Here is a 20,803-nt window from a genome sequence, read left to right as displayed (position 1 = left end):
TCAGTGTTTGCTAAAACAATAGCTGGTAGAGATCTTGAATTTGCTACCAAACCAGCACTTTCTAACATTTTTTCTGCAGAACAAGCTGGTAGTCAAGTTAGTCTTACAATGTTGCTCCAAAATGCAACTAACCACTTTACTAGTGCCAATATTTACTATCGTGTCTATGATGGAAGTAAACAAGATGCAGAGGTTGGGAAGTGAGAACCTTCAGATACCAAAATTGAAGCTCAAGTGTTTCATGATATTAGCATCAAAGCACTTACACCAAAACATTTAGACAAAGGTAAAAACTATATCATTACCAAAGTGGAAATGATAGGAGAAGGTTATCAGTCTTCTAAAGGTAATCAAGATATTCTTCCAGTATCCCGAAATATTGACTTACCAGATAGAATCTTTAGTGTTTCAGCAGCAATCACCGTTGCTTCTGTAGAGCAATTATCAGATACTGTTAATTCAGCAAGTATTAGAGTTAATTTTGATACTCCTTCTGTAAACATTATTGGAAATGATGAAATCACCATTTCTTACTATCGCGCAGGTACAAGTGAGATTTTAACCAAAACAGGTCATATATCTCAAGGTCAAAATTATGTTGATTTTCAATTATCTGATTTAGCTATTGGTTCTAAATATTACTTAAACTCAGTTAAAATTAAAAAAACATTAATTAATGATCGTATTTTAGGTGTTGTTTATAAAAATGTAGCAGCTTTATATAGCGACACCGTTTCTGTAGAACAAAGATCATTTTATACAACTAGTGGAATTACCAAAGTCGTTTATGATAATAGTCGTGAAGGAGCTGTGTATGCTGACTTTTTCTTAGCAGATGCTCGTGGCGACTATAAAGATGCAACTGCAAAACTACATTATTCATTGATAAGTCAAGACAAGCCTCTTTATGATGAGCAAAAAACTAGAAAAACTCAAACAACTAAATTAGCAGATACAGCTGTTAATGGAGTTAGTCAAACTGGTGCTGCTAAAAAACGTGGTAAAAGAGCAACTACTGCTCTTTCCACTCATCAATCATCAGATTTTAAAGTTTTAGGAAACCGTATTAGAGTTGATTTAACAGGACTTGTTAAAAAAGGTGAGTATCACATTGATGATCAATCCCTTGAACTAGTTAGTGCTCCTAATGCGACTGAAAAAGATAATTCAATCAAACATGGGCAACACCGTTTAAATACAGGGAATATTAAAATTCCTTTTAAAACACATTTGCTAGACCAGTTTGAAAATAATACTTTTGATACAATTCCAAAAAGTGCTACTATAACCTCAATTACTCAAAGTCAAGTTGGAGAAAAAAATGCTCAGTTTAGCATTGTTTTTGATACTCCTGATTCATATCTTTATGATGGGGTTAAAATTAAAGCTAAACTACAAAAAGTAGGTGATGAAAATCGAGTAGTTGAAGTTGAGGGAACTGTTTCGACAGTAAATGGTAAACAGCAAGTCGATTTTGATGCAACCGGACTACTACAAGGTTCGCGTTATCAACTTGTGTCTTTCCACCGTGAAGAATTTCCTGATGAGCAAATTGAAATAATAAATGGTCCAACAGTTAACTTTACTTCTCAATTTGTTGATACAGAAGCAGCAGTTAAAAAGATTCAATACACTAACATTGGTGAACAAAAAGCCAGAATTAACCTTGAACTTGAAGATCAAGGTCAACAAGTTGCTGATAGCTCTTTAGTTAAAGTTACATTGACATATAGCCATTATGAACCTAAAAATAATCAACAAGCATTTGTGGACAAAGAAGTAACAGCTACAAATTCTTCTATTAGTAATTTTTATAGTTTTGATTTAGATAATCTAGACAAAGAGACAAACTATACTATCAAATCTATTAGTTTTGACAAACAAGGCGCAAAAGGTACACAACCATCCGCAATTACTCTTAATGATTTAGAAGCAACTAAAACAACATTAAGTGGTGAAAAACAGTTTAAAACTCAAGGTACAACTGTTACAGTTAATAAGATTGAAGTTTCAAATATTAAGCCAAATTCAGCTACACTTGCACTAACATTTGCTGACTCAGATCGTATTTTATTGCGTAGTAAAAATAATCAACCGCAGCAAGTTCAAATTTCATATAAGAATTTAAATTCTAATACAATCACTACTGAAACTGTGGATATGACAGTTGATGATATCGGTGGAAGTGGTACTGTAAATTTAACTCATCTTGAAGATGGTTCTAATTATCAAATCACTAATGTAGCATTAGTTGGAAATGGCGAAATTAAATTTGGATTTAATGATAGTATTGGTTCACAAGCTGGTCTTGATAAACAATTTTTTAAAACAACTCCAACATTCAAGAGTGGAAACACTAAACCATTAACAGAACTTAGTGGTGAAATTTATATTGACCTTAATGATAAAGCTGGACAATTAGATGGTCAACAAATTCAAATTACTTATCAAAAGTTAGGTGCTAATGGATCTCCAGATGGTCATAACTTAGAATCTATTGCTATAATAAATGGTGCAAAAGCTGTTTTTGATTTAAATGGTTTGGATAAGGCTGCATCATATGTTGTTAAAAGTATTAAATACAAACAATCTCAAAGTTCAAATTTTATTGAATTACAAAAATATTTGGCAAATGGCAACCCTTCAAGGGAAATTAAACTTAGTTTAATTGCTCAATCAACAATTATTGAAAGTGTGGGTTATACAAGTGGTGATAAGGATGCAACAGCTACTATTGGTTTTCGTTCAACAGATGCTAGTTTTCTAAAAGATCGCACATTTCAAGTCGAACTAGAATCGTTATCTGGTAATACAGAATTTGCTACAGGAACTATAGGTAGTGATAATCACACCTTAAATGTTTCTTTTAGTAACCTAGTTCCTGCAACTTATTATAATATTGTTAAAGTTGAGGATGTTTCAGACATAGTTGGTGTACAAAGACTAACAACAATTGATTTTACAACAAATGCAAGATCAAAGGCTTATATTGCAACCAAACCAGAAATTAGTGACATAAGAGTCAAAGCTGTTTCTGAAAGAAAATATGCAATTAGTATGCTAGTTAGTGACCCATTGCGTTCTAATGTTTCACCTATTACAACTGGTAGTTCTCAAATTGAGTCATTTAATGGACGTGAAGTTGAAATTAAGTATAAAGAAATTGATAGCACCAATTCGCAAGAACAAACAATCCATTCAAGTATTAACAATGGTCAAATTTATGTCGAGCTTGACAATCTAACTAAAGGTGAAAGTTATAAAATCGAATCAGTTGTTTTAAAAAATGGCGAAATAGCTAAAGTTGCAAATGCAAATGATGCTTATACCAATAAACATGAATTATTTATTCCAGATCAAGTTAGTTTTACTACACCAAAAAAAGAAAATAGCAAAACAGATAAAAATAATTTAACTTTTATTGTCACACCAACTAGTGCAACTATAACCGAGATAAATCAAGAAGGTGTTGAACCAACAAATGTAAAACTAAAAATTAAATTTGGTCAACCTGAAGATGCTTTTTTAAAAACTGAACAAAAAACTTTTGAACTTTCATATCAAGGGATTGGTGGACAAACTCAGAAATCCACTCTTACAAAAGCTACCGATGGTTCTTATGAAACAACTATTACAAACGGTTTATCTTTTGGTTCGTTGTATAATATTGTCGGAATCATTGATAATACAAATAGAGGTGATAAATTAACAGCTATTAACTACACTACATCCGCGCTTGCTAAGCGCACATTTTCAACCAAACCAGAAATTTCATCTATTTCCTCATTACCTATTTTGGGAAATGAGACAGCAGAAAAAATTCGAATTGATTTTAAAGATCAAGGTAATACTTTAAAAGATGGTCAATATAAATTAAAATTTAGAGATATTAATAATATTGACAACATAGATGTAAATGCTCCAATCAATCAAAAAGAACAAGTTGTAAGTGTAGCAAAAGGTGTGGTTTCAACTGAGCTAACAAATCTTGCAAAATATGGAAAGTATGAAATTCTAAGCTTGGAAAAAAATGATGATCCAAGCTATGTAATTCATTTTGCATCCACAATTGATCAATCTAAAAAAAGCTTTACAGTTTGACCTCAAAAAATCGAAGTTACAAATGTTGTTGCAAAACCCAATGAAACAAGTGGGTCTGGTAATAAAAATAAATTAGATATAACCATATCTTTTGATAAGTCGTATAGAAGATATTTAAAAGAATTTGGAAACCAAGATCAAGTTAATTTGGTTTTAGTAACTCCTGATGATAAGACTATTCAACAAGGATTGACAAGTTTTAAAAGCACTAATGCAGTTGCTATAAATACTTCAAATCAAAATAGTGATGCTACTATAAATTATGAGTGGAGTAATTTCAATACACAAGTAGGTGATAATGCAAAGTTTGAGATTAAAAATTTGCAATTTAGCAATGATACTACTCATAGCTTACCAATTGTATTTAAATTCGATAATAAATCTTCTAATGGTTTTGTTTATGATGATTTGTTTTTCACTACCACTCCTATTGTAGATTCTATTAAAGCAAATGCAATTAGTGAAAATCGTGGTGAATTCATTGTTAGTATCCAAGATGAATTTGGAAGCTTTAGTGGTAAAACCCTAGAAATCACTTATGGTGAGTTTGAAAATGGACATTTTTCTAATACTCATAAGTCAACATCTTTTTTGCTAGCCTCAACTGAATTATCTAATAGTAACTCCACATTAAATCCTAATACTAAATTAAAGTTATCGCAAGCAACTTTTGTTGTTACTGGCTTAACAAAATTTACAAAATATAAAATTGAGTCAATAAAATTTGTTAATCCTGCAGGAGTTGCTCAAACAACTAGCCCACTTGGCAACAAAAATGATAGCACAACAAATGCTGCTATTTTAACAGTGCCAAATGGGAACTCTAATCCAATTTTACAAACATTGGCTAGCTCTTTTGCAATAACACGAGTAGAGCAAATTGCAGAATCTAAAAATAGTGCTACTGTCAAAATTCACTTTGATGGAGCAGTTGATAAATGATTGAATGAAATTAATAATAATGCAGGTCAACCACTTTATTTACGTTACAAATCACTCAAAGATGGTCAAATTTATGTATCTATCAATACTTTTACATCAACATCAAGTAAAAACTTTTTTGAGTATTCACTAACTAATTTAGAACCTGGTTCTAAATATGAAGTTTTAAGTTTGTCGAAAAGTACAGATTTAAATGATAATGCTATAACTGTAAATACTTCACAAGTTAAAAATCAAGACACATTTACTACACTACCAATTATTAAGCGGGTTAAATATACACCTTTAATTAACGAAAATAAGGTAAATGTTAAACTTGAACTAGAAAATAGTGCTAAAATCGATTTATTAAAAAATGGTCAACATAACTTAAATATTAAATTAGCAGAAGTTGAGGATAATAACAACATTAGCACCACACAAATACCATTAACAGCTGCAAATGTTGTAAAAGAAGGGGCTAATAATCAAATTATTAGCTTTGATTTACTAACTGGTAATGGACATAACATTTATTCTGGTAATTTTTATGTAATTCAATCAGTAGAATTAAATAGTAATAATTTAGAGTTTGATACAAATTTAACTCAAGATAACAAAACTATTGATACAGGGATTAGTCAAACAACGGTTGCTGATATAACAGCAAGTGATCCAACAGATAACTCTGGTAAATTTACTATTAAATTTAATTCACATGATAAGTTTTTAGTGGGTAATTATCAAGCTAAAATAAAATACGGAACCCCAGAAAGTTCAGCAATTAGTGATTTAGTAACTACTGAGCTACCTATAACTAGTGATGCACTTTCTACACACGGTCTTGAATTTTCGCTTAGCAACTTGGTTGCCGGGCAAAATTATAGTGTCAAAGATGTTTATGTTGAGCGTGTTGCAAGCAAAGAGTATTTGCACGGAATTTTTTTACCAGAAAAATTGAATGTTAATCAATATAATCAACCCGCGGGTAGTTTAACAGCAACTGATAAATCTCACTTATTAACTCATGTTGATATTGAATCGATAACCGCACTTTCAACTGTTGAAAAAACAGCTAAAATTACAGTTAATTTTCGAAATGATAATGGCGAGTTGCAAAAAATGTTATCAACTCATAAGTTAAAACTAACCTACAAACTATTAGAAAACGGGAATACTAATTTTGAATCATATAAAGGTTACAACGACTTTAAAACAACTCATAACACAGGTAGTGTTGAAGTTGAAAATTTAATACAGGCTTCAGGTGGTCAAGGATCTAATAATATTGCAGAATTTGATATTCAAAATTTGTTCAAAGGTGCAAAATATTATGTTGAAAAAGTTGAATTTATTTCTAAAACACAAGGAAATAATTCTGCAACTCAAATTAAGTTCGAGCCACAAATAAGTAGTGAAGATAGTCGTGCTTTCACTGTTGCAGCCACTAGTGCTACAATCGATAATGTTAAATCAGATTTTAAAAGCTCTACAAATACTAGTTCCACAGTAACATTAGATTTTAATAAAGATGATGTTTTTCTTATTGGTAAAAAAATAGCACTTGAATATGTAGATGAATCGCAACCTAATAATATACTTTATAGTGAATCCACTCCTTCTTCAGCATCAATAGAGAAGGTTGGAACAATACATAATAATGTATCAGTTATTTTTAACATTCAAGGACTAAAACCTGGATCATCTTATAAAGTTAAAAAAGCCATTATAGGAGATGCATCTATTGATGTTAGTTTGAGTGCTAATTTAAATCAAGCTTCTAATGCTGATAAAATTAAATTTCAAACCGCTACTGAAATTGAATCTATTTCAGTTACTAATCCACAAGATACATCAGCAACTATTACTTTAAATGTTGCTAATCATTTTACTAATCAAAACTTACAATATACCAATTCAGATATAGTGCATATTACCCTTAAACCCTTGAGAATTATTACAGAATCAACCCCAGGGTCTGCTCAAAATGTTACAGTTCAAGGACATTTTATAAATTCAGGGAGTCAAATTCAAATTGAGTCTAGTGCATTTTTATCTCACCCTTTGCAACAATATACAGAATACTATATCCATAATATTACCCTTCAACCACAAGGTCCACATGCTAATGAAAAAAATAATCACATTTATTTTAGTTCTCAAGTAAATGCTACTTCGGTATCTGGTTCTTCTCGTTACTTTGCAACAACAGGAAGTTCAATTCAAATAGATGACAGTTATAATTTGGAAGGGTTTGATCATGGTTATAAGTATACAGCTACTTCAACAACATCAGCGGATTTAGTTTTTAGAATTAATCAAGTAGGTCGTGCTATTGCAAAAGGTAAATCTTTTGTATTAAAAATTAGAGATGATAGTAACGGTAATGAAAAAGATACTAATTTTTCTTCATCTGTTGATAAGGATGGTAACTTAAGTTTTTCAATTGACAGTAATAACACATCTGGTATGTTGAGCGCTGGAAAAGAGTACAAGGTTGCTAAAATAAGACAATTTGTAACAAGTAATAGTAGTAGTGAAATTGTAGGAGTTGCAGGAAAAACTTTTGCAACCAAATATAATGATGAAACAGTAGATAGTGTGGTTGTAGAAACACCTAAACTTAGCACTTCAGACTCGACTCCTCATAAATATGAGATACCGTTTCGCTTAAATTTTAATAATCCAGCTATAGGACACAATACACAACCATTAAAAATTTCTTATATGAATGGATTGAATAAGGTAGAACTACATGCTAACTATGATTTAGCACAAGGAAATTACAAATTAGAGACAAATGATGTTAGAGATTTGATCGGGAAAGAATTAACATTATCTGTAGATGATTTTAGACAAAAATCCACCCCCCTATCACTAACAGAAGATAAAAGTGTAAATATAACTAAATTAACTAATGGTTTAAATATTACAACATCTCTTAACTCCACTTATTTAATCGAAGGTGCTGTAAGTACTGATGTTTCTATACCTGATCTTATAGGTTTCACACTGGCGGTTTATGACCCAACAGATTCACTTAAGAAACTTCAAGTGGTTTCATCTGCAAATGCATTAGATGGTGACCGTTATTATATGATTCCTTATAATGAAAACGTAATAAAAGTGCCTAGTCAATTTACACTTATACGCACTGACAATGGGGAAAGTCTAAATCAAGACCCTGTAAATCAACATAGAATTAATTCTTGAGAATATTTCTTTAATCCACCAACTAAAACTGCTGATGGAGATGAAGAAACTCATGAGTTTGAGGAAGATGATTGAAAGAATTCTATAGATTTTGATGAAAGTCATAATGGATTAACTAGCAATATTTTAAATAATAGTCAAAAAAATCATCGACTTGCTGGACAGTTTTATTATTTTGATCTTAAAATTAAAAATGCGGGTAGACCGTCAACTGGAAGGAGAACCACAAATCTTAGAGAAGAAACTAAAAATATGACTCCTTTATTTTTGCGTTTTGATTCTGTAAAAAACACTCAATTTACGCCTTACAAACCACACACATCACTAGTTACATTTTATTATGATTATAGAAAATTTTCAAGTGACTTCCCTGGATCGGCATTTATTAAAATGAATTTAAGTGATTTTAAAATTTATGGTCAAACACCTTTTGTTAGAAAAACTTCAGATTCTGGTGATAGGCAAGTTTCTAATAATAAATGATTCACTTACCCACAAAGAGAAAAAAATAGATTTGTAATCAAAGAACTTCAATACGCCAATTATAGCTATTCAAATATTAACGATTCATTTATGAGTGGTAATCTTCAAGGAAGCAATGGATTTGAAAGTGATAATGGTTCTAAATATCCTTTTGTTAATTTGAAAGTTAAGAATCCATTTAGTAGAAATTTATCTATTTTGTATAGAAGCGATCCTAGATTCGATTACAATACTTATTTTTCTATTAAAGAAGCTAAATACACAAATAATGGAGAACCTATTTTTAGTGTAAAAATTTCTGATCAAGATTGAAATGTGTATAAGAATGAAATTCAAGTTTACGGCCCAGGTGCTGGTACTAGAGATGCACAAAACTTTTTTAGTTTTTATGCTGTTTTTCTAGACTATCAAGGGAATATGTATTTTGCAGGTGATGAATTGGGCCATGCCACATATCCATCTAATAAAAACAATAAGAATGAACAGGGTAGATGAATCAATTTTTATTTACAACCAGCTTTATCTCAAATGAATTTCCAATCCAATAATCAATTAAATAATAAAAATAATCCCTTAATATTTTTAGGTATTTGGGGTCGTTATTCACAAAACCCTAATGAAGATGCCAAACTTAGAACCATTTACTATCGTCCTGATTTATATGCTGAAAGTAGAGCATTTGTAATAACACCATATCAAAGATAATTATTTAACTAATCAAATATCAAATAAATATAGAAAGTCGAGAACTAACTATGAAAAAAAAGATGTCAAAAACTAAAAAACAAATACTAGCACTTGGAATGTTAGCCCTTGGTGGGTTAACTTTTGGTAGTTTAAGTTTTGTTCCTTATTTACTTCGTCATTGATCTACAATTCAATATGAAGTTGTAAATTTCAAATCTGAATTTGATCAAAATGAGAAAAAATTCACACTTGGTTTTGAACTTAGTGACCTAGATGCTTACAAACTGAAATATCAACCTTTGCAAGTTAAATTGTATAGTGATAGTAATGGCAAATCTATGGTTAGTGAGCACACTGCTCACTATGACGACTTTAGTCGTTCTTGAAAATTGGATGTTGATGCATCACAATTAACACCTGGCTCTCGTTATTATATTGGCATTGATTACAAAGAGGGTAAAAATCGCTTTGGAGCTAAAAAAATAGTTGGTTTTTCAAAAAATATAGCTGATTTTATTAATGTGCCAGCAGCAGTTAAATCTATTAATTTTGGAAAAATTGATACAGGAAGCGCTTTAGTTAAAGTTAATTTTTCAGATGATATCAAGTCACTTGAAGGTAAAAAAGTAGCTCTTGAGTATTACTATTTGCCCAAAGGTCAAAAAGTTGCTACCAAAAACCAAATTGTTACCACTTATGTTGATTTAACCACAGTTAAAGAAGGAGCTGCTGACTTTCAATTAAATAACTTGTTATCAAATGCAGATTATTACGTTTCTGGAGTTAAATTAGTAAGTGATGGTCAAACTCCGCGTGAGTTAACTAGCAATAAACAACAAGACATCAGGTTAAATGAAGGTAAATTCTTTAGCACAGAAGTTATTAATTTAGAAGTAAGTCAAATGAAGGCGACAGATGAGTTAGATTTAGGTAAATCTATATTGCTAACTTTTGACAAAAATGCTAATCCAAATATTGCTGAAGTTAATAATATGCCTGTGGAAATTAGTTATGTAAACAAAACTAGCAAAGAGCATGAAATTAAAATCATTAGAACTAAATTGATTGATAATATAATTAATTTTCATTTAAATCGTGAAAACAATCACTTGTTGCCCTTAGGTTCTGGTTTTGAGATAACTCAAATTAAAATTTCTGGCACCAATATTAAATTTAAAAAAGGTGTTAGCAATGTTTTTTACTCACAAAATGGAGTTGTTGCAATTAAAAGTAAAACTAGTGGAACAACTGCAAATGTGGAAGCCACATTTGCTAGCCAAGATGACATTAGTGGCTTGATAGCAAATGTTGACTTATCACCTTTGGCTAAAAATGAAGTAATTGCTAACATTGTTCCACTTGAAAACAATTTATATAAAGCCACATTTAATATTACCGGTTTAACTAATAGAACAGTTTATAATATCAATAGCATTTCTCTTAATAAATTGCCTACAAAAACTATTTTTACAGGTGGTGAATTTGATTATCGAAAATTCAATTTTGAAGATGGTGTTGAACATTCTTTTTTAACTGGTCTTGATGATTTGTCTGTTTTTATTAAAGCAGCACCACAAATTGAAACTAACTTAGTTACTTATAGTTTTGGTTTTGGAATAAAATCTAGTTATTTAAATTCAAAACAACTAAGACTAGCCTATCACTTAGAAGGTGATGGTCGTCTTTATTATAGTCAAGTTGCAACAGCTATTGGTAATGCGGTTAATTTTAAGTTAAATGAATTTTTACCAGGACGTAAATACAAACTTGATAACATAGAAATCGTTGGTGAGCCAAATATTAATGTTATTATTGATGGTGATCAAGAAGAAAAATTTTTTTATACTAAAGCTACAGTGAGCGATATTGAATTCGAAGATATTGATGAAACTACAGCTAAAGTTAAGGTTTTTATTCAATCAGATTTAGAACAATGGCAAAAAATTAAAGACATAGATGCTGGAAAAGCCACTTTGATTTATAGTGCAGGTGCCCATAACTCACTAGTCTTATCAACTAATCAAAAAATTGAACCTAGCAAATTAGTTCAAAAAAATAATGGATTTGAACTTGAATTTGATCTCAAAGACTTAAATCGTAAAACTAATTATTATATTGATAGTTTAACTTTTTCTAACCCTTTAGTTAATGCTTTATTTTCAGCAGATGGAATTTTAGCTTTAAATAAATTTTTTACCACTAAGTTTAAAAATGCTTCAGTATTAGCTATTAACACTTACAATATAAGTCAACATAAAGCATCTATCGAAATCCGATTTAACCCGGATACCGATTCTTTTTTAAATGATCATAAATTTAGATTAATTCTCAAAAAAAATGACCAACCGATTGAACTTAGAGGGGAGTCTACAAAGAAAATAGAAAATGAAGATCCATATGTTGGAGAAGTAAAATCTTCAAGTATTAGTTTTAATCTTACAGATTTAGATGCAGGTTCTAAGTACACCATTGACAACTTGGTTGCAGTTGAAAAAGCAGATAGTGAAGATGCAACTCAATTTAAAAATTTGCATTTTAATTTTCAAAATCCAAATATAAAATCAAGTATTAATTTTTATACACGTCCTGACATTATAAATATTCAGACAGAATCTATTGATGAACAAAAAGTTAAGGTTAAAGTTCAACTAGAAACACAAGATAATAGCCTCAATTATACTTCCAATATTAGTTTGGCTTATTTGAATAAAAGCACTAATGTTCTTGAATTTGCAACAGGAGCTTATAATCAAAGTGATAAACAATTTATTTTTAATTTAGGAGAAACTAATCCATTACAAAAAGTAACCGATTATGAAATCGAGCGGGTTGTGGCACAGCAAGATGTGATTCCTTTTGCAACAAATTTTCATCAAAATGATAAAAAATTTTCTACTAGTGCCAAAACAGCCCAAATTGTTGCTGTCCAACAAGTTGGTCACTTTGCTCACGAACTTAAGGTAGTTTTAAATTTCTCTAATAATGATAGTTACTTAAATGGTGAAAAATTACAGGTTGAATTAAAAGAAAAAAATGGCAGTATTCGTGCAACTGCAATGGGGACTGTGCAAAACAATAGTGCTCAATTTGATTTTTCAAACTTAACAAAAGCTGGAGAACAATATTTAATTGGACAGATTTCACACATAGTAGAATCTGCTAGTAAGGTAAAAACTAGTATTGGTTTTGGTTATAATGCAACCGCTGAGTCTCAAAAGGACAAACTCTATACATTAGGTAATATTAAAACTATTACATATGGAGCAAAACAACCTCATAGTGCAGAAGTTAATATTGAATTTAATGATGTTGAAAAGTTTCTTGACGCCATTTCAACTACTAAAACTACACGTCAAGCGGTGCTTAAATATAAAGATAATAATGATAATATATTTAGTTCAATTGCACAAATAACCCAAGGCAGAGTGCGATTTAATCTTACACAATTAAGAGAATTTACTACATATACTATTGAGTCTTTAGAAATTAGTCAAATAGGAGTTATCGAATTTAGTGAACAAGCTCAAAGTCAAAAAAACTTTTACACAAAGGTTGCAACTATTAGTTTAAATGATGCTATTTATGTTAATAAAACACCAACTAAAACCGATGCTACTTTAGTTTTTAATTCTAATGACAAAAAAGTTATTAATGGTAAGGAAATTACTGTAGTTTTATCAGAAAATGGCAAAATTGGTACAGCAACAGATAAGCAAGCTAGCGCAAACATTGTATTTAATAAGTATACTAATCGTTATGAGGCTAAATTACATTTTATTATTTTAGAACCTGGATCTCGTTATAACTTAAAAACATTAAAAATTAGTGGTACTCAAGATGACCCATCCGCACAACCAAACTCAGTTATTGATGTGGATATAAGTAAAATCACAAATGAGCAAAAAAATTCTTTTGCCACAACAGGTGTTACTGAACATATTAGATTGAATGGTAATGTTTCAGATACAGAAGCTAGAATTGATATTCAATTTAAAGGTGATTTAAAAGATAAGGTTGCTGGTTTTGAGGGTAGAAATGCTACTTTGGTTTATAAAAATAGATTAACTAACAAGTTTGTTTCAAACACCCAAATTATCAAAAACAATGAAGCTCATTTTGTTTTGTCTAATTTGTCAAAAGAACAAACATACGAATTTGTTTCCCTCAAATTAGATGGTACTCGAGAACTTGATGTAGAGGATTATTCCAATGGTGTTGGACATAATGTTAATGAAGTTCCAACTTTTAGAACATCATTTCACAATGTGGAAATTATAGATATTCAACAAAAAGTAGAAAAAGACAAAACTATAGTTTCTGTTTTTTTTGATCCAGATGTTGATGAATTTGCAATTAATAATTATCAGGCAACTTTGGAATATACTCCAAAAACAGGTTCGACTCAAAAAATAAGTTCACAACCTGTGGATATTAGTAATTTTAGAGCAGTCTTTGAGTTGCAAGACTCTATCTTACAAGAAGTGTCAGCATTTGATATTAATGCGGTTGTAATTAGTACAAAAAATTCTCATAATCAAGTGATGAATACTACCCCTACTGCTACTTTTTCTAACACTTTAAATACGAAGTATGCATCTAAAAAAGTTTTTTATTCATCTCCAAAAATCACTCAAGTTACAAAAAATATAACTGATAGCACAGCTCATTTAACTATTAAGGTTAATCAACCCGAAAATACTTATACTGGTAATAACGTAGATGCTTTGTTAGTTTTTAAATCTAAAAGAACAAAAACTACAAATGTTAAATTAATCAAAGGGGTTGAATCTCAAATTAATGGAGTAGAAAAAACTTTTGAATTTGATTTGACTGGTTTGGACAAACTTACTACTTATGAAATCGAAGAACTTCGTATCAATGGTAATGTTATTGAATTTAATAAAAGTATTAATGCAAACTCTACACAAAAAGAGTTTCAAACAACAGCAACTAATGTTGAAACTCCATCATTTGTGCAAACTATTGAAAACAAAAGTGAAGTTGCTGCAAATATTTTGTTTGATCCAGTTAAAGATTGGTATTTAATTGGAAATAAAATTAGTTTTACGGCAGTAGTCGACGGACATAGCAAAACATTTGAAACTACCGTTGGAAGTGATGGGCTAGCTACATTAGATATTAAGTCAGATGCAGCTCACGGTTTTGTAATTTCAGCTGGTCAAAATATTACTTTTAGCAATATTTCAATTGTTAATGAACAACATGTTCCAAATCTTACCAATCTTACAACACTAATTAATCCAAGTAAATTTACAAAGGATGAAAACAACGGAAGAACCGTTGCTTTAAGTCTTAAAACAAAAGACTTAATTACTAATGTTGTCAATAAAACATTATCTGCTAATTCAGCACAAATTGAACTAAAAATTGCAACAAGCAAACCAATCGTTGGAAATATTACTTTAAATTATTTAAATAAACAAAATGGAAATATACAAAAAGTTCAAGCACAAGCTCCGACAACACCAAATAGTGGCAATATAACGTTTAATATTCATGGACAGGCACAAATTCAAAATTTGATTAACTACCAACTACAAAATGTTGAAGCAAATGGTGAAATTATTGGATTTGATACAGATACAGTAACTAATGAAAATCGTCAATTTCGCACTTTGCCTGATAGTATTAATGTTAAAAGTATTACTACTACATATGATCAAGCAACAAAAACAGCAATTGCAAGAGTGGAATTTGATGATACTGCTCGTCAATTTCTTGTAGGTAAAAAAGTTAAAATTTCATATCATCCTCTTCTAAATAGTATATCAGCAAATGCTTCAGAAGCTACCACTGATGCAAATGGTAGTGAAGCTACGATTCGTTTAGATGGATCTGCTGAATTAAAGTTGGATGGATCATTAATGAATGGTGTTCATAATATTGCTATAAATGGGGTTCCAGGCAGAGCCACAGGAACTAATACATTAACAAATACCAATAGTAGTTTGCAAGGGACATCTAGTTTAACTTTTACTAATGCTGCAAATAAATTGATTGATGGAATCAAGTATCAAATTACAAAAATTGATGTTTTAGATACAAGTATTCATAATTTTCAAACAAATTTACAACTTACAAATTCAGATGATTCTGAATTTTCAACTTTGCCTATTTCCACTTATGCATACCAAGTTCAAACTAGTGAAGTATTAAATAAAGTTGATGCAACAATCGAAGCATTTTACTTAACCAACCAAACATTAAGAGCGGATCAAGCAACTGCAGAAAAGTTTGCAATTAGTTTATATAATCAAACTAATAATACAGCCGTTAATGTAAAAGCTGATAAATTTGAAGCTACTTCACCCTCAGTTGTTCCTCTTAATCTTCAAGGGAACACATCTCAAGCTCAAGGCCAACAATATTTTTGAAAAATAATATATAAGGTAGATCTTGAAAAAGCTAGTTTGTACAAAATTGTTTCTACAAGTTATGATGGCAAAGACATACCACTTTCTCAGTATACAGATGCACATTCGCAACAAACTCTCGATAATCAACTAAAACAATTTTTCACTACTCCAGGAACTAAAACTAAGGTTGTTGGTATTGAATATAATCCAATTCCTTTTGAAAACAAAGCAACTATTAAAATTCAGTTGGATGATGTTGATGGTTTTGTACGAAAAAATCATTTGCAACTTAAGTTAAGTTATATTGGTGTTGCCGGTTCAGGTGTTTCTAGTGGTTCGGTAACTTCATCAACAATTTCCGCAGATGAAGTTGCAACATTTGAAATTACTGGTTTAGCAAGAGCTTCTAGATATCAAATCGAAAAAATTGAATTAGTTGGTCATGATGCAATTGTTGCAAAAGAGGGATTAAAAATTGAAACTGTAGCTACAGGTCATCAACAAGCATCTGATTTTGCTTTTACAGCTAAAACAACTAACTCAACAAATCAAACTCTTTTTTCTACTCGTAATGAAGCTACTAGTGCAATTTTTACACAAACACCTAATGTTGATGGTGCTGGTACACTAACTATTGATTTTGCTCAAACAGGTAATGAAATTGCATCAAAACAAGGAATTGTTACCTTTGTTGAGGAGAGTAACGGTGTAGTGAATAAACAAGAAATTTTAGCTAACTCAAATTCTGTTTTTTCTAATAATAAAATTTCTTTTAATTTAACTAACTTAAAAAAATGACAAGCTTATAAAATTAAAAAAGTAACAATCGGTGGATTAGATTACTTTATGACCACTGGTCACGATGTTTTTCACACTATGCCGCAAATTGCTAAAATTGTTGATATTCAATATAGTAATCTTGAATCTGTTTTAACAAGTGATCAAAAATTAGCTGGAAGAGGTACAATCAAGATTATATTCGACACTTTAGAAGACTATTTAGTAGGAAAAACCTTGAATTTACATTTATCTACAACTAACAATTTAACAAAAGATGTAACAGGTCAAGTTAAACAAGATGGAGATTCTAACCCTTATATTCAAATTAATTTAGACGATAACAATTTTAAATCAAATGATTCTCAGGCTAATAATATAGTAGTTGGTAAAGAGTGAACTATTGAAAGTATTAGCATCGTTAATAATTTAGAATTCACAAATGTTAGATTTCCAATTACTGGTGATTCACGTTCACAAAGAGCAGATGGTACTAGGGGGTTAGAAAATTTAAAAAGATTTAAATTACCAGGTTATTTTTCAAATATCACACTTAGCGAATCTCCTACTAACAATAGTTCAACTATTGATTTGAAATCTGTCCATTTTGATGGTGATATTTCACATTTTCAAGGAAAACAAGTTGTTGTAGAATTAGATTCTAACAAAGGTCATGAATATTATGCAACAGCAAATATAAATGGAACTAACTTGTCATTCAATGGATTGAAACTAAATGGACTTACAGGATTAACAGAACACCATATAAGTAAAATTAAAATAGATGGTGTTTCATACCCTATTTCACCAGAAACCTCATCAACTAATGTTGCATATACTAATGCAGAATATTTTACTGTTAATCAATTCGAATATGTAGAGGCAAGTTCGCGTGCAGATCAAGTTCAATTAAAAGTTACATTCGATCCAAAAGATAGTTGATTATTAGGAAAGCAGGTTGTTATTGATTACAAATCTGTTTTACCAGGAAATTCGGGTAGTCATTGATTGTCAAATAATCAACGAGTTTCTACTATTAGTTCAACATCTGGTAATTTAGAAGCTATTTTTAATGTTCCTGTTAATGACCAAATAAATGATTTTGAATCATCCTTTGACTTTAAACAACATTATGAATTTTTAGGTGTTAAATTAGTGAACTTTGATATCCACAATCCAGCATTAGCCCGATATAACCAAAAAATCACTCCAGTTGCTCATTATGCACCATCATTAGGGTTAGGGACTGAAAATGTTAGATTTTACACACAATATAAAACACCAAGCATTAAAGATACAAATGTGAGTGAAATAACTAATACTGAAGGAATGCTCAATACATTCCAAACTACAGTAACAGTTAATTTTGATTATGAAGCTGGTATTGCAACAAGTACTGTAAATACTTGAGAAATTAAGTTTTTTAAAGATTGAACTTATGTAGATGAAATTCAAAAGGATAAATTTCAAATTATTAATAAGCGTTGAGATATGACTACCCATAGTTTTAAATTTGATATTGTGGGTGATTTGAAGGATTTAATAGATAATTTTAAAGACTTAAATAGAGGGCATGATAGACAAGAGCCAAATTATTTTTATATGCAAATGTCCTATAAATATTTTCAAGATCCGTCAAAAACTAATTTAAAAGATTCAGGATTAACAAATACCATGAATCATAATACTATAAATCTTGATGCAGCCTTTCCTGCTAAGTATGTTGAAATCACTCAAATTAGAGGAACACAAACTTCAGCATATGATTATGGTATAGATATTGATGTTTATGATCCTTTTGATATTATTAAGGTGACAGACAAAACTCGGGAAGAACGTTATCAACAACTTTATAAAACAATTTATAATAATGGTAAAGCTAGCGGTAGAAAAAGAAATTCTGACCAAAAGGGCGATGGTATAGGTGAAGGTTATTTTGATAAAAATGGTATACAAAAAAATACACTTAGATCTAATAAAATATTAGCAATTCAAGGAAGTCAAACTCGAAATAGTAATTTTTGAAAATTTCAGAATCAAAATATCCAAATGAATTTTGGAATAAAACTTGATGCTATTAGTAAAGTTAATCAATCCATACTTAATTTATCTCAATTAAACTCTCAATCATCACAACAACAAATACAAGATGCAATAATTCAAGCCCCAACGCCATTGAATGAACATAGTCACTTTAGGCCAAAAGTGCAAATAGTTAATTTATCCACAAATACTGGAACTACAGAATTGAATTCTAGTCATGCTACTACTAATATTTTGGATATTTCCTACTATAATGAAGCTAATACTAATAACAAATATTCTAAGTCTCCTTTTTCTAAATATAAAAGAATCTGATTAAACATCAGTTCTGGAGAATACAGTTATTTGGCAGGTAAGGCATTAGTACTAGACTTTAATTCTTTTAATTTAATTGATACAACTTCTAATTCAAATGCTATTAAATTACTAATACCCAAAAATGATGATAATTTACAAAAAATATTTGTAATGCCAAGTACAGGAAATCATATCCAAGCATTTTGAGGCACATATACAAATAATGTTGCTATGGGTGATGCCTCTCATCCAGAGCAATTTCCAAATAGAACTAGAGTTACAATTGAAGGAGCTGATTTTTTCAAAGGAAGAGACTCTTCATACAATGCTTTTCAAGCAATTGTTAGTGGGAATACTATTTTAGGGCCATCGCCATTTTTAGCACCTTTTAAAGACGGGAATCATGCATTAAGTTATTGAGATGTTAATGCTCAATCAGGATTTGAAAATAATCTAAGAATTTATAATTTTGGTAATGTAGTTCAGGCGAATCGCCAAAAAACATATACTGATAATAAACCACGATACATTAGTAGTCAATATCAAGTATCTTTTGGTGTATCTAATACTAGTTATGATGATGCAACTGGCGAACTAACCGTTACATTTGATTGAGCCAAACAAAATGGTAAACATAAATTAATAAGTACCATTATGCCTCACAAGGCTTATGCAGCTTATGTTGATAATAGCGGGAATTTATATTATTTTGGAAAAACTAACGCCGATGGGGCTGCATTAGATCAAGATCTTGGCCCAGATAATGATAAAATTATTTTTAGTACAAGACAATTAATATATAAAACTAGCGATAACCCAGCACCTAATAGTAGATTATTTTTTGTGGGTATTTTAGTTCAACCATATGGCTTTACACCACAACTATTATCTGAAAAATTAAATTATTTAGACATTAATGTTAGAATAAATAGAGATTTAAAAAGGGTAAGAGTTGTTGATAAGGGTTCTAGATACAAAAGAAGTGCTGATGGAGATGTAACAGTTGCTCCTGGAATATTTGATATTTTAAAATTTGTAAATGTTTCTAAAACCTATCCAGTACCAATTTTAACTAAAGCAGCACAAGATTCAATTCAATCTATTATTTATAAATAAAACTACAAAGACCTAAATGTTAAATGATTTAGGTCTTTTATTTTCGGTTATTACATAATTAAATAACAAAACTAGTCTTATTTATAATTAAAAATTGAGATTAAAGTTAAATTGGGTTAAGTTAAAAGAGTTAAATTAATTAATATTTAGTTTTCATAGATGTTAAAAGTTTGTTAAATTTAGTTGTTTTCTACTATTTGATTTAGTTTAGTTTAACTTACTTTAAAATTCATTGATTTTAAAGTAGTTATTTTATGTTTGAAAGTTGTTGGATTTCCAATAGTATCATATTTTATTTTTTGAGCAAGTAAAAAAGTGATTTTTTATTTTTTAGCGGTGCTATTCTAACCTTATTAATAATATATTTAAAAACATGTTTTAAAAAAACAAAAAATAACTCAAATATTTTATTTTTTTGCATTTTTGTATTATAATGTTGCTTGTTCTAAAAAAAGCGGCTATGAAAATTATATTTCTAATTTTTGACATAGCTTTTTTTATTTTAAAACTTAGTAATAATTAGCAAACAATAAGGAACATTAATGGCTAAAAAACAAAATTCCCAAAGTAAAAAAATCGACCAAGTAATTATTAAAAACAATCGTATTAAAAAAATGATTGCAGCTAGTGGAGCTCTAACTGCAGCATCTGTTGCTATCGCTCCTTATTTGATGAAAATTCTAAAAACTCAAGATATTTTCATCAATAATTTTGTAGCAAGTGATGTCACAGGAAATACTGCAAGTTTTGCATTTGATCTTCAAGGTGAAAATAAAAAAATTAATGCA

The 20,803-nt window shown here is 30.0% G+C and carries 3 protein-coding genes; all 3 read left to right on the top strand.

Annotation, left to right across the window (positions count from 1 at the left end; all coding sequences use genetic code 4):
- Positions 1-9,423, top strand: a 9,423-nt coding sequence (locus ACJHWB_RS00525; protein WP_483132577.1) for a hypothetical protein, incomplete at its 5' end; no start/stop codon positions are given.
- A 62-nt stretch (positions 9,424-9,485) separates the two neighbouring features.
- A complete protein-coding gene (locus tag ACJHWB_RS00520; protein ID WP_483132576.1) occupies positions 9,486-20,015 on the top strand; it encodes a hypothetical protein in 10,530 nt (3,509 codons plus the stop codon).
- Positions 20,016-20,557: 542 nt separating this feature from the next.
- Positions 20,558-20,803, top strand: a 246-nt coding sequence (locus tag ACJHWB_RS00515) for a hypothetical protein (RefSeq protein WP_483132575.1), incomplete at its 3' end; no start/stop codon positions are given.

It is taken from the genome of Mesomycoplasma sp. (assembly GCF_056854695.1).
The sequence above is the reverse complement of the archived record's forward strand: the minus strand, read 5'-3'. Positions and strand labels throughout refer to the sequence as shown.